This window comes from Leclercia sp. (assembly GCF_036780805.1).
GTDB lineage: Bacteria > Pseudomonadota > Gammaproteobacteria > Enterobacterales > Enterobacteriaceae > Enterobacter.
Genome location: NZ_DAIQCE010000003.1, coordinates 95,865 through 109,647 on the forward strand (window position 1 = coordinate 95,865; position 13,783 = coordinate 109,647).

A 13,783-nucleotide genomic window follows, 5' to 3' on the forward strand; every position below is an offset into this window, starting at 1 on the left:
GCCTAATATAGGGATTAATAAATTGCTGATTTTTTGTCAGGAGTTCCCCTTTTATGCCCTCTGGTCGTCTGCAACAACAATTCATCCGCCTGTGGCAATGCTGTGATGGCCAGACCCGGGACACCACGCTCAGCGAGCTGGCCGAACTGCTCAGCTGCTCGCGACGCCACATGCGCACCCTGCTCAACACCATGCAGCAGCAGGGCTGGCTGAGCTGGGAGGCCGAGGCCGGACGCGGCAAGCGTTCCCGTCTCACCTTTCTGTACACCGGCCTCGCGCTGCAGCAGCAGCGGGCGGAAGATCTGCTCGAGCAGGATCGCATCGAGCAGCTGGTGCAGCTGGTGGGCGACAAGGCCGCGGTGCGCCAGATGCTGGTCTCCCACCTGGGCCGCAGCTTCCGTCAGGGCAGGCATATTCTGCGGGTGCTCTATTATCGCCCGATGAAAAACCTGTTGCCGGGCAGCGCGTTACGGCGCTCCGAAACCCACATGGCGCGGCAGATCTTTAGCGGGCTGACGCGTATAAATGAGGAAAACGGGGAACTGGAAGCCGACATTGCCCACCACTGGCAGCAACTTTCCCCGCTGCACTGGCGCTTTTTCCTGCGGCCCGGCATCCATTTCCATCACGGACGCGAGCTGGAAATGGCCGACGTGATTGCCACGCTGCAGCGCGCCCGCGAGCTGCCCCTCTATTCACACATCACCCGGATCCAGTCCCCCACCGCCTGGACCCTGGACATCCAGCTTTCACAGCCCGACCGCTGGCTGCCCTGGCTGCTGGGGTATGTACCCTCGATGATCCTGCCGCGCGAGTGGGAAACGATGCACAACTTTACCAGCCAGCCGGTGGGCACCGGGCCCTATGCCGTCTCGCGCAACAACAATAACCAGCTCAAGATCCGCGCCTTCGATGATTACTTTGGCTACCGGGCGCTGATTGACGAGGTGAACGTCTGGGTCCTGCCGGATATCAACGAAGAACTGAGCGTCGGCCTGACGCTGGAAGGGCCCACCGAGGGGGAAAAGGCGGTGGAGAGCCGGCTTGAAGAGGGCTGCTACTATCTGTTGTTCGACGCCCGCTCTCACCGTGGAGCCAGCCCCGAGGTGCGCCAGTGGGTAAGCCGGATCCTCTCCCCGGCCAACCTGATCTATCAGGCCGAGGAGTTGTATCAATCCTACTGGTTCCCGGCGTATGGCCTGCTGCCCCGCTGGCACCATGCCCGCCCGGGGCGCGGTGACAAACCGGCCGGGCTGGAGAGCCTCACCCTGACCTTCTATCGCGAGCATATTGAACATCGGGTGATCGCCAGAATGATGAGTGAACTGCTGGCCGCCGAGCAGGTGACGCTGAATATTCAGGAGGTCAGTTATGAGGAGTGGCATCGCGGCGAGACGGTGAGCGACATCTGGCTTAACAGTGTCAACTTCACCCTGCCCCTCGACTTCTCGCTGTTCTCGCATCTGTATGAAGTCCCGCTCCTGCAACACTGCATCGCGCGCGACTGGCAGCAGGACGCCACCCAGTGGCGCGCGGGCGAGATGAACCTTGCCGTCTGGTGTCAGCAGCTGCTGTCCCAGCAGGCGATTGTCCCGCTGATCCACCACTGGCTGATGATCCAGGGACAGCGCAGTATGCGCGGCTTACGCATGAACACCCTGGGCTGGTTTGACTTTAAATCGGCGTGGTTTGCGCCGCCGGAACCATAATACTTTCGTAATATTCACCAAATCATTACAATACCGCCGTTCTCAACGGGGTGCTGCGCGCAAGCGTGTGCTGAGAAAATACCCGTCGAACCTGATCCGGATAACGCCGGCGAAGGGATTTGAGGCTGTCGCTCAAAATCCTTTGCCACTCTCACATACAGAGGTGCAAAGTGTTCAAAACTGTTCTTCCCCTGCTGGCGCTGATTGCGCTGCCTGCCGTCGCCAGTCCTGTCCTGACGGTCTACACCTACGACTCCTTCGCCGCCGACTGGGGCCCAGGCCCGGCGGTCAAAAAAGCCTTTGAAGCCGACTGCAACTGCGAGCTGAAATTCGTGGCGCTGGAAGATGGCGTCTCGCTGCTCAATCGCCTGCGTATGGAAGGCAAGAACAGCAAAGCCGACGTGGTGCTGGGTCTGGACAACAACCTGCTGGAAGCGGCCACGCAAACCGGGCTGTTCGCCAAAAGCGGCGTGGCCACCGAGGCGGTTAACGTTCCTGGCGGCTGGAAGAACGAGACCTTTGTGCCGTTCGATTACGGCTACTTCGCCTTCGTGTATGACAAAAATAAGCTGAAAAACCCGCCGAAAAGCCTGAAAGAGCTGGTTGAGAGCGACCAGAAATGGCGCGTGATCTACGAAGATCCGCGCACCAGCACGCCGGGGCTGGGTCTGCTGCTGTGGATGCAAAAAGTGTACGGCGATAAGACCCCGGAAGCCTGGCAGAAGCTGGCCGCCAAAACCGTCACCGTTACCAAAGGCTGGAGCGAGGCCTACGGCCTGTTCCTGAAAGGGGAAAGTGACCTGGTGCTGAGCTACACCACCTCTCCGGCGTATCACATTATTTCGGAGAAAAAAGAGAACTATGCCGCCGCTGATTTTGCCGAAGGTCACTACCTGCAGGTCGAAGTCGCTGCCCGCACCGCGGCCAGCAAACAGCCTGAACTGGCCGAGAAGTTCCTGAAATTTATAGTCTCGCCGTCGTTCCAGAATGCTATCCCGACCGGCAACTGGATGTACCCGGTCACCAACGTGGCGTTACCTGCCGGTTTCGACACTCTGGTGAAACCGCAAACCGCGCTGGAATACTCCCCGCAGGAAGTGGCCGGGAAACGTGCCGCCTGGGTCAGTGAATGGCAACGCGCCGTCAGCCGCTGATCGCCGGCTGGTTACTCCCGGGGCTGATGGCCGCCACCCTGATGGTGGCCGTCGCCCTGGGAGCATTTCTGGCGCTGTGGTTTAACGCGCCGGCCACCGACATCGCGGGGCTGCTGCACGACAGCTATCTGTGGCACGTCATCCGCTTCTCTTTCTGGCAGGCGTTTCTTTCCGCCCTGTTCTCCGTCGTGCCTGCCATTTTTCTTGCCCGCGCCCTCTACCGGCGTCGTTTCCCCGGACGGCAGGCGCTGCTGCGCCTGTGCGCCATGACCCTGATCCTGCCGGTGCTGGTGGCGATATTTGGCATTCTCAGCGTCTACGGGCGTCAGGGCTGGCTTGCCGCCCTCTGCCAGGCCCTCGGGCTGGAGTGGAGCTTCTCGCCTTATGGCCTGCAGGGCATTCTGCTGGCGCACGTCTTTTTCAACATGCCGATGGCGACGCGGCTGCTGCTGCAGGCGCTGGAGAACATCCCCGGCGAGCAGCGCCAGCTCGCCGCCCAGCTCGGGATGCGCGGCGGGTCCTTTTTCCGGTTTGTGGAGTGGCCGTGGCTGCGTCGGCAAATTCCCCCCGTCGCGGCGCTGATCTTTATGCTCTGCTTTGCCAGCTTCGCCACCGTGCTCTCGCTGGGCGGCGGGCCGCAGGCCACCACCATTGAGCTCGCCATCTATCAGGCTTTAAGCTACGACTACGATCCGGGTCGTGCGGCGCTGCTGGCGATGGTGCAGATGTTCTGCTGCCTGGGGCTGGTGATGCTAAGCCAGCGGCTGGGTAAAGCCATCGCGGTGGGCAGCAGCCAGCTTGCCGGCTGGCGCGATCCGCAGGACAGCCTGCGCAGCCGCCTGACCGACGGCCTGCTCATCACCCTTGCCCTGCTGCTGATGCTCCCGCCGCTGCTGGCGGTGGTGGTGGATGGCCTGAATCTTAACCTGCTGTCGGTGCTGCAACAGCCGGTGCTGTGGCAGGCGCTCGGCACCTCGCTGCGCATTGCCCTGGGGGCGGGTCTGCTCTGCGTGCTGCTGACCATGATGCTGCTGTGGAGCAGCCGCGAGCTGTATGCCCGTCAGGCGAAAGTGGCCGGGCAGGTGCTGGACCTGAGTGGGATGCTGATCCTGGCGATGCCCGGCATCGTGCTGGCGAGCGGCTTTTTCCTGCTGTTTAACAGCACCGTCGGCCTGCCCGAGTCGGCCGATGGCATTGTCATCTTCACCAACGCCCTGATGGCCATTCCGTATGCGCTGAAGGTGCTGGAAAACCCGATGCGCGATCTCAGCGCCCGCTACACGCTGCTCTGCGATTCGCTGGGGATGCACGGCTGGCAGCGGCTGAAGGTGGTGGAACTCCGCGCGCTGAAACGCCCGCTGGCGCAGGCGCTGGCCTTTGCCTGCGTGCTGTCGATCGGTGATTTCGGGGTGGTGGCGCTGTTTGGCAATGATGATTTTCGCACCCTGCCGTTCTGGCTGTATCAGCAGATAGGCTCGTATCGCAGCCAGGATGGCGCCGTCACGGCGCTGCTGCTGTTGCTGCTGTGCTTTGCATTATTTACCGTTATCGAAAAACTCCCGGGGCGTGATGCTAACTCTCACTGATGTCACCTGGCTTTATCAGCATCTGCCGATGCGCTTTACCCTGTCCGTGCGCCAGGGTGAATTGATCGCCGTGCTCGGCCCCAGCGGTGCGGGGAAAAGCACGCTCCTCAACCTGGTGGCGGGTTTTCTGCAACCGGCCAACGGCCGTATCACCATTGAGGGCCAGGATCACACCCACACACCGCCGTCGCAGCGTCCGGTATCGATGCTGTTTCAGGAAAACAATCTCTTTACCCATCTGAGCGTGCGCCAGAACATCGGTCTCGGCATGCATCCTGGGCTCAGGCTGAATGCCGGACAACAGCAGAAGCTGAGTGATATCGCGAGCCAGATGGGAATTGGCGATCTGCTGGACCGGCTGCCGGGTGAGCTTTCGGGGGGGCAGCGTCAGCGCGTCGCCCTCGCCCGCTGTCTGGTACGCGAGCAACCGATCCTGCTGCTGGATGAGCCCTTCTCGGCGCTCGACCCGGCATTACGTCAGGAGATGCTGCAGCTGGTCAAAGAGGTGTGCGAACGCCAGAACCTGACGATGCTGATGGTCTCCCACAGCGTGGAAGATGCGGTCAAAATTGCCCATCGGTCGGTGGTGATTGCCGATGGCCGTATCGCCTGGGACGGCGATACGGAGCAGCTGGTGAGCGGAAAGGCCAGCGCGTCGCGCCTGCTGGGGATCCGCTAACGGCGGTCAGCGGCTGACCACCTTCAATAAGATCTCGCCATAGACCGGCATCAGCGGGTGGCGGATCAGCGCCACCAGCGCCACTACGGCGATCCCCAGGGTGACGGGTGCCAGCCAGAATAAGCGTCCGCGCGGCAGATAATGGCTCAGACGATCCCCGGAGGCTTTCCCGCTGCGCCACAGTCGCCAGCAGAGCCATGCCGCCAGCCACAGCAGCAGCGCGGTCGCCAGCAGCAGCCACTTAAAGCCGCCGCTCTGAACGTCAGAAGGAATATCGATGGCCGCCCCGGCCAGAATGCCTGGCAGGAAGTAAACTGGCGGCCACAGCAGGCAGCCCAGCAGGTTCGGCACAATGAACTTGCTTACCGGCAGATCCAGCATCCCCGCTACCATCGGCACCAGCGGACGCGTCGGGCCAACAAAGCGGCCCACCAGAATGGTAAACATGCTGTGCTGATGCAGGGCGTGCTCGGTTTTATCGAGCAGGGCTTTGTTCTTCTTCATGAACGACCAGCGGTGGAGCGGCTTTTTAAAGCGCCAGCCCAGCCAGAATGAGATCCAGTCCCCCAGCAGACACCCGACAATCCCCGCCAGCCACGCCTGCCAGAAGTTCACCTCGCCGCTGCCGATCAGCGCGCCAAGCCCGCTCATCATCACCGTGCCGGGTAAAATCAGACCGACCAGCGCCAGGGATTCAAGAAAGGCCACTAACGCCACAGCGATGAGCGAGTAAGTAACGGACTGGGTAATGAAATGTTCCAGCAATGCCTGCATAACAGTTCCGGTCAGGTGACGAAGCAGGGATTCTGCGAAGAGAGGCCTGCCGCGTCAAGACAACAATTGTCTGAATAGTTTACCGGGTGTGAACGGCATACAGCGAATATGTTTAGTTTTATTTACCTTCTATTCACACCCTGCGCGAAATTCGCTCGGGCTGGCACCGGTGCATTTTTTGAATACCCGGGAAAAATAGAGCTGATCTTCAAAGCCGACGTTACGTCCGACGGTGGCAATCGGCATCCGGGTGGTGCTGAGCAGCAGCTTGGCCTGGCTGATACGCTGATCCTCGCGCCAGCTCAGCACGCTTACCCCCAGCTGCTGGCGGAACAGGTGCGACAGACGCGACGGCGACAGACAAACGTGCTGGGCGACGCTGGCGATATCAAACTGGCTGTCCGCCAGATGATCGCTGATGTACTGGCAGGCTTCGCGCACCCGGTGATCCAGCGGCGGGTTCAGGGATTCGTTGATCGCCTCCATCCGGCGCAGCAGAAGCTGCTCCAGCAGGTTGATCGCCAGCAGCTCGGCATAACGTCCCCCGGCCTGTCCGGCCTCGATGATCTGGGCAAAGAGTTCACGAAACAGCGGCTGATGAACCTCATCCGGGCGATAAAAGCCGGTATGGGCAAACATCGACGGCCAGGCCAGCCACTCGTGCCAGTAGGCGCGGGGGCGGAAGTAGACCCATTGGTGATACCACTCCCGCGCATCGGGATGGCGACCGTAGTGATGAATTTCGCCCGGCGGGAAGAGCAGAATATCGCCCGGACGACAGACGAAGGTCCGATCGCCGTTCTTGATCACCCCCTCTCCGCGCACGGTCAGGTTGAGGATATAGCCCTTCATCCCCAGCGGTCGGTCAACGTAAAAATCGAGATAGCCTTCGGCCTCAATGGGCGTCAGTCCCGCCACCAGATGCGCGTTAAACGAGTAGCCCGGCAGCAGGGGATCACTTTGCGTCTCAGCCATATTGTCTGTACTCCTGACGGTCCTGAAGGAAACCATTTGTCCATATCAACAAAAGCGGCATAAAAACGGGCCTGCCAAAGCGCAAAAAGGTATCAGCCCGCTTTTAGATCCGCCATCTTAACGCTTCCGTTGCGATTTAACCGTAACATCGAGCGGGTCGGCAGTAACAAAAGTGTCTATAACCACGGCAGAAATGTCCACATCCATTATTTGCACGGCGTCACACTTTCCCATGTCACAGCAAAATCATCCATAAGATTAGCGGATCCTGCCTGACGATTTTCCCCCTCACTCTCTAATGTTCATTCATATCTGTTTTTTGATGGAGCAACACCATGGCAATTGCGATTGGCCTCGATTTTGGCAGTGACTCAGTACGCGCCCTGGCAGTGGAGTGCACAACGGGTCAGGAGATAGCGACCAGCGTTGAGTGGTACCCGCGCTGGCAAGAGGGGCGCTTCTGTGATGCGCCGAACAATCAGTTCCGCCACCATCCCCGCGACTATATCGAGTCGATGGAAGCGGCGATCAAAACCGTGCTGGCTGAGTTAAGCGATGAGCAGCGCAGCCAGATCGTTGGCATCGGCGTGGACAGCACCGGTTCCACCCCGGCACCGATTGACGCCGACGGCCACGTGCTGGCGCTGCGCCCGGAGTTTGCCGACAACCCGAACGCCATGTTCGTGCTGTGGAAAGACCATACCGCGGTGGAAGAAGCCGAGGCCATCACCCGTTTGTGCCATCAGCCTGGCAAAAGCGACTACTCCCGCTACATCGGCGGCATTTACTCGAGCGAATGGTTCTGGGCGAAGATCCTGCACGTGACCCGTCAGGATCGGCACGTTGCCGAGGCGGCGGTGTCATGGATTGAGCTGTGCGACTGGGTTCCGGCCCTGCTCTCCGGTACTACCCGCCCGCAGGATATTCGTCGCGGTCGCTGCAGCGCCGGGCATAAATCCCTCTGGCATGAAAGCTGGGGCGGCCTGCCGCCTGCCGCCTTCTTTGACGAGCTCGACCCGATCATCAACCAGAATCTCGACTACCCGCTGTTTACCGACACCTGGACCGCCGATATCCCGGTGGGCACGCTTTGCGCCGAGTGGGCAGAACGTCTGGGCCTGCCGCAGCAGGTCGCCATCTCAGGCGGTGCTTTTGACTGCCATATGGGCGCGGTCGGCGCCGGTGCCCAGCCGAATACGCTGGTGAAAGTGATCGGTACCTCCACCTGCGACATTTTGACGGCGGATAAAGCCAGCGTCGGCGACCGCGCGGTGAAAGGCATCTGCGGGCAGGTGGACGGCAGCGTGGTACCTGACTTTATCGGCCTCGAAGCGGGTCAGTCCGCCTTCGGGGACATCTACGCCTGGTTTGGCCGGGTGCTGGGCTGGCCGCTGGATCAGCTGGCGGCTGCGCATCCTGAGCTGAAAACCCAGATCGCTGCCAGCAAGAAACAGCTCCTGCCGCAGCTGACCGAGGCCTGGGCCAAAAATCCGTCCCTCGACCATCTCCCGGTGGTGCTCGACTGGTTTAACGGTCGCCGTACACCGAATGCGAATCAGCGCCTGAAAGGGGTCATTACCGATCTGAATCTCGCCACCGACGCCCCGGCGCTGTTCGGCGGTCTGGTCGCGGCTACCGCCTTTGGCGCGCGCGCCATTATGGAGTGCTTCACCGAGCAGGGGATCGCCGTCAATGAGGTGATGGCCCTGGGCGGTATCGCTCGTAAGAACCCGGTGATCATGCAGGCCTGCTGCGACGTGCTCAATCGTCCGCTGCAGATTGTCGCCTCCGATCAGTGCTGCGCCCTCGGCGCGGCGATCTTCGCCGCAGTTGCTGCGGGGGTCCATGCCGATATCCCGACGGCGCAGCAGCATATGGCCAGCCAGGTGGAAAGCACCCTGCAGCCGCGCGCCCAGCAGGCGCAACGTTTCGAACAGCTTTATCAGCGCTACCAGCAATGGGCGAAGAGCGCTGAACAGCACTATCTCCCTGTCGCCGCACCGGTTAAGAGCATCCCGGCATCTACGGCAACCCTGACACATTAAGGACACGATAATGACGATTTTTAATAATTATGAAGTGTGGTTTGTGATTGGTAGTCAGCATCTTTACGGGCCGGAAGCCCTGCGCCAGGTGACTCAGCACGCAGAACATGTGGTCAACGCCCTGAATGCGGAAGCAAAACTGCCGTGCAAACTGGTACTCAAGCCGCTGGGTACCTCACCGGATGAAATCACCCATATCTGCCGCGACGCCAATTACGATGACAAATGCGCCGGGCTGGTGGTGTGGCTGCACACCTTCTCCCCGGCCAAGATGTGGATCAACGGCCTCGCGATCCTCAACAAACCGCTGCTGCAGTTCCATACCCAGTTCAACGCGGCGCTGCCGTGGGACAGCATCGACATGGACTTTATGAACCTGAACCAGACCGCGCACGGCGGCCGCGAGTTCGGCTTCATCGGCGCGCGTATGCGCCAGCAGCACGCGGTGGTGACCGGCCACTGGCAGGACAAACAGGCCCACCAGCGTATTGGCTCGTGGATGCGCCAGGCGGTATCGAAGCAGGATACCCGTCAGCTGAAAGTGGTGCGCTTCGGCGACAACATGCGTGAAGTGGCGGTGACCGACGGCGACAAAGTGGCCGCGCAGATTAAATTTGGTTTCTCCGTCAACACCTGGGCGGTGGGCGACCTGGTGCAGGTCGTCAATGAGATCGGCGACGGCGACGTGAATGCGTTGGTGGATGAGTATGAAAGCAGCTACCGCCTGACCGACGCGGCGCAGATCAACGGCGACAAACGCCAGAACGTGCTGGATGCGGCGCGCATCGAGCTGGGCATGAAGCGCTTCCTTGAACAGGGCGGCTTCCATGCTTTTACTACCACCTTTGAAGATCTTCACGGGCTGAAGCAGCTGCCGGGCCTGGCGGTACAACGTCTGATGCAGCAGGGCTACGGCTTTGCCGGGGAAGGCGACTGGAAAACTGCCGCTCTGCTACGCATCATGAAAGTGATGTCAACCGGTCTGCAGGGCGGCACCTCCTTTATGGAGGATTACACCTACCACTTCGAGAACGGCAACGATCTGGTGCTGGGCTCGCACATGCTGGAAGTCTGTCCGTCGATCGCCGTCGATGAAAAACCGATCCTCGACGTTCAGCACCTCGGCATCGGCGGCAAAGCCGATCCGGCCCGTCTGATCTTCAACACCCGCACCGGCCCGGCGATCAACGCCAGCCTGATCGATCTGGGGGATCGTTTCCGCCTGCTGGTCAACTGCGTTGATGCCGTTGAAACGCCTCACGCTCTGCCAAAACTGCCGGTGGCCAACGCCCTGTGGAAAGCCCAGCCGGATCTGGCGACCGCTTCGGAAGCCTGGATCGTGGCGGGCGGTGCCCACCATACCGTCTTCAGCCATGCGCTGGATCTCAACGACATGCGTCAGTTCGCAGAGCTGCACGACATCGAGCTGACCGTGATTGATAACGACACCCGTATGCCAGCCTTCAAAGATGCCCTGCGCTGGAACGAAGTCTATTACGGTTCAAAACGTTAACAGGGGAACCTTTGGCCTGCCGCAGGGCGGGCCTTTTTTCCTGGAGGATACATGCTGGAAGATCTCAAACGTCAGGTGCTTGAAGCTAACCTGGCCCTGCCGGAACATAATCTTGTCACCCTGACCTGGGGCAACGTCAGCGCGGTTGACCGCGAAGCGGGCGTGTTTGTCATTAAACCCTCCGGCGTCGACTACCGGGTGATGACCGCCGACGATATGGTGGTGGTCAGCATCGCCACCGGCGAAGTGGTCGAAGGGACGAAAAAACCCTCCTCCGATACGCCGACGCATCGCCTGCTTTATCAGGCCTTCCCGTCGATTGGCGGCATCGTTCACACCCACTCCCGTCACGCGACCATCTGGGCGCAGGCCGGGCAACCTATCCCGGCGACCGGCACCACGCACGCCGACTATTTCTATGGCACCATCCCCTGCACCCGCAAGATGACCGATGCCGAGATCAACGGTGAATACGAGTGGGAAACCGGCAACGTGATTGTCGAAACCTTCGAAAAACAGGGGATCGACGCGGCGCAAATGCCGGGAGTGCTGGTTCACTCCCACGGCCCGTTCGCGTGGGGCAAAAACGCCGAAGACGCCGTGCACAACGCCATCGTGCTGGAAGAGGTGGCCTATATGGGCATTTTCTGCCGCCAGCTGGCACCGCAGCTGCCGGATATGCAGCAAACGCTGCTGGATAAGCATTACCTGCGCAAGCACGGCGCGAAGGCCTATTACGGGCAGTAAAACCCGCCCGGTGGCGCTACGCTTACCGGGCCTACAGGACCTGTAGGCCGGATAAGCGCAGCGTCATCCGGCGAAAACACACCTGTATAAAACCCCAGCAAAACACCCGCAACCAGGCTATACTCACGCCTGGTTTTGTTTTATGAGAAAACGGCGTGGCGCAGGCGCAAGAAGGCTTTTTACTGACCCGACACTGGCGGGATACCCCGCAGGGTACCGAAGTGGAACTCTGGCTGGCGACCGACAACGGCCCGCTGAACATCACCCTGCCGCCGCAGGAGTCCGTTGCCTTTATTCCTGAGCCTGACGTCGAAAAAACCAAACAGCTGCTGCGCGGCGAGAACGGCTGGCGGCTGACGCCCCTCGAACTGAAAGATTTCCAGCGCCGTCCGGTCTACGGCCTCTACTGCCGCGCCCATCGTCAGCTGATGCGCTATGAAAAACTGCTGCGCGACGCGGGCGTGACCCTTTACGAAGCCGATGTCCGCCCCCCGGAACGTTTTCTGATGGAGCGCTTCATCACCGCCCCGGTCTGGGTAGACGGAACGCCTCAGGGCGATCGGCTGATCAATGCCCGACTCAAACCCAACCCCCACTATCGCCCGCCGCTGAAATGGGCATCGGTAGATATTGAAACCACCCGCCACGGCGAGCTGTACTGCATCGGCATTGAAGGCTGCGGCCAAAGGGTGGTCTACATGCTGGGCCCGGCAAACGGCGATGCGTCCGGGCTCGATTTTGATCTCATCTACGTGAACAGCCGCCCGCAGCTGCTCGAGAAGCTCAACGCCTGGTTTGCAGAGCACGACCCGGACGCGATCATCGGCTGGAACGTGGTGCAGTTCGACCTGCGGGTGCTGCAAAAACACGCCGAACGCTACCGCATTCCGCTGCGACTCGGGCGCGGCAACAGCGAGCTGGAGTGGCGCGAGCACGGTTTTAAAAACGGCGTCTTCTTCGCCCAGGCTAACGGACGGCTGATTATCGACGGCATCGAGGCGCTAAAGTCGGCGTTCTGGAGTTTTTCATCGTTTTCGCTGGAGTCGGTATCACAGGAGCTGCTCGGGGAAGGCAAGTCCATCGATAATCCCTGGGACCGGATGGACGAGATTGACCGCCGCTTCGCCGAAGATAAACCGGCGCTGGCGACCTATAACCTGAAAGATTGCGAGCTGGTGACGCGCATCTTTCACAAAACCGAAATCATGCCGTTCCTGCTGGAGCGCGCCACGGTCAACGGTCTGGCGGCCGACCGGCACGGCGGATCCGTCGCCGCCTTCAGCCATCTCTATTTTCCGCGCATGCACCGGGCGGGCTACGTGGCCCCCAACCTCGGCGACGTGCCGCCCCAGGCCAGTCCCGGCGGCTATGTCATGGACTCCCGCCCCGGCCTCTACGACTCGGTGCTGGTGCTGGATTACAAAAGCCTCTATCCATCGATCATCCGTACTTTTCTGATCGATCCGGTCGGATTGGTGGAAGGCCTGGCGCAGCCGGACGAGCAGCACAGCACCGAAGGCTTTCTCGGGGCGCGTTTCTCCCGGGAAAAGCACTGCCTGCCGGAGATTGTCAGCCAGATCTGGCACGGGCGCGAAGAGGCCAAGCGTCACGGCAACAAGCCACTCTCCCAGGCGCTGAAGATCATCATGAATGCCTTTTACGGCGTGCTCGGCACCAGCGCCTGCCGCTTCTTCGACCCGCGCCTGGCGTCGTCGATTACCATGCGCGGCCACGAAATCATGCGCCAGACCAAAGTGCTGGTGGAATCTCAGGGCTATGACGTGATTTATGGCGATACCGACTCGACCTTCGTCTGGCTCAGGGGCGCGCAAAGTGAAGCGGAGGCCGCCGCCATCGGCCAGGCGCTGGTGGCTTACGTGAACGACTGGTGGCAGGCTCATCTGCAGCAGGCCGGCTTAACCAGCGCCCTGGAGCTGGAATATGAGACCCACTTCTGCCGCTTTTTAATGCCCACTATCCGCGGCACCGATCAGGGCAGCAAAAAGCGCTACGCCGGGCTTATCCAGGAGGGGGAGAAGCAGCGGATGGTGTTTAAAGGGCTGGAGACCGTGCGTACCGACTGGACCCCGCTGGCGCAGCACTTCCAGCAGGCGCTGTATCTGAAAATCTTTCGCCGCGAGCCCTATCAGGAGTTTGTCCGCGAGACCATCGCCAGCCTGATGGCGGGCGATCTTGATGACCAGCTGGTGTACCGCAAACGCCTGCGCCGACCGCTGGCGGAGTATCAGCGCAACGTCCCGCCGCACGTGCGCGCCGCCCGGCTTGCCGACGAGGAGAACGTTCGTCTAGGGCGGGCGCCGCAGTACCAGAACCGCGGCACCATCAAGTATGTCTGGACCACCAGCGGCCCGGAACCGGTGGATTATCAGCGCTCTCCCCTTGACTATGAGCACTACCTTACCCGCCAGCTACAGCCCGTCGCGGATGGAATATTGCCCTTTATGGACGACGACTTTGCTACACTGATGACAGGTCAGTTGGGGCTATTTTGACAGGTGACGAAATCGCTGCCATCCAGTACCATAGCGCCCTTTCCATTCCCGGACCCATTATTCGATTACCGTCATTTTTGATCGGTGG

The 13,783-nt window shown here is 60.7% G+C and carries 10 protein-coding genes and 1 riboswitch; of the genes, 8 read left to right on the forward strand and 2 right to left on the reverse strand.

Going from position 1 to position 13,783, the window contains the following annotated elements; genetic code table 11:
• The first annotated feature begins 53 nt into the window (after positions 1-53).
• The 4 genes from sgrR to thiQ all read left to right on the forward strand — a co-directional run bounded on the left by sgrR (position 54) and on the right by thiQ (position 5,128).
• Positions 54-1,709, forward strand: coding sequence for an HTH-type transcriptional regulator SgrR (gene sgrR, locus V7Q49_RS11905; protein ID WP_333851476.1), 1,656 nt, complete (start codon positions 54-56; stop codon positions 1,707-1,709).
• A gap of 36 nt (positions 1,710-1,745) precedes the next feature.
• A riboswitch (TPP riboswitch) is annotated at positions 1,746-1,845 on the forward strand.
• Between the two features lie 34 nt (positions 1,846-1,879).
• Positions 1,880-2,863, forward strand: a complete 984-nt coding sequence (thiB, locus tag V7Q49_RS11910) for a thiamine ABC transporter substrate binding subunit (RefSeq protein ID WP_333851478.1) — start codon at positions 1,880-1,882, stop codon at positions 2,861-2,863.
• On the forward strand, positions 2,839-4,449 hold the full coding sequence (thiP, locus tag V7Q49_RS11915; protein ID WP_333851480.1) for a thiamine/thiamine pyrophosphate ABC transporter permease ThiP: 1,611 nt from the start codon (positions 2,839-2,841) through the stop codon (positions 4,447-4,449). The genes thiB and thiP overlap by 25 nt, the downstream gene beginning before the upstream one ends.
• Positions 4,433-5,128: a thiamine ABC transporter ATP-binding protein ThiQ gene (thiQ, locus tag V7Q49_RS11920; RefSeq protein ID WP_333851482.1), complete on the forward strand. Its 696-nt coding sequence runs from the start codon at positions 4,433-4,435 to the stop codon at positions 5,126-5,128. Before thiP ends, thiQ begins: the two co-directional genes overlap by 17 nt.
• Before the next feature lie 6 nt (positions 5,129-5,134).
• Here the strand turns inward: thiQ and V7Q49_RS11925 are convergent, their stop codons facing one another.
• Positions 5,135-5,902: a DedA family protein gene (locus V7Q49_RS11925; RefSeq protein ID WP_333851484.1), complete on the reverse strand. Its 768-nt coding sequence runs from the start codon at positions 5,900-5,902 to the stop codon at positions 5,135-5,137.
• A gap of 129 nt (positions 5,903-6,031) precedes the next feature.
• Positions 6,032-6,877 carry an arabinose operon transcriptional regulator AraC gene (gene araC / locus V7Q49_RS11930; RefSeq protein WP_333851486.1) on the reverse strand — a complete coding sequence of 282 codons (846 nt, stop codon included), beginning with the start codon at positions 6,875-6,877 and terminating at the stop codon, positions 6,032-6,034.
• 335 nt (positions 6,878-7,212) lie between these two features.
• Between araC and araB the strand changes: the two genes are divergently transcribed.
• From araB to polB, 4 genes are all read left to right on the forward strand, one after another.
• Positions 7,213-8,922 carry a ribulokinase gene (gene araB / locus V7Q49_RS11935; protein WP_333851488.1) on the forward strand — a complete coding sequence of 570 codons (1,710 nt, stop codon included), beginning with the start codon at positions 7,213-7,215 and terminating at the stop codon, positions 8,920-8,922.
• Between the two features lie 10 nt (positions 8,923-8,932).
• A complete protein-coding gene (gene araA, locus V7Q49_RS11940; protein ID WP_333851490.1) occupies positions 8,933-10,435 on the forward strand; it encodes an L-arabinose isomerase in 1,503 nt (500 codons plus the stop codon).
• A 51-nt stretch (positions 10,436-10,486) separates the two neighbouring features.
• Entirely contained in the window at positions 10,487-11,182 is a 696-nt protein-coding gene (araD, locus tag V7Q49_RS11945; protein WP_142488207.1) for an L-ribulose-5-phosphate 4-epimerase, read from the forward strand.
• A gap of 155 nt (positions 11,183-11,337) precedes the next feature.
• Entirely contained in the window at positions 11,338-13,695 is a 2,358-nt protein-coding gene (polB, locus tag V7Q49_RS11950; protein WP_333851493.1) for a DNA polymerase II, read from the forward strand.
• Positions 13,696-13,783 lie beyond the last annotated feature (88 nt).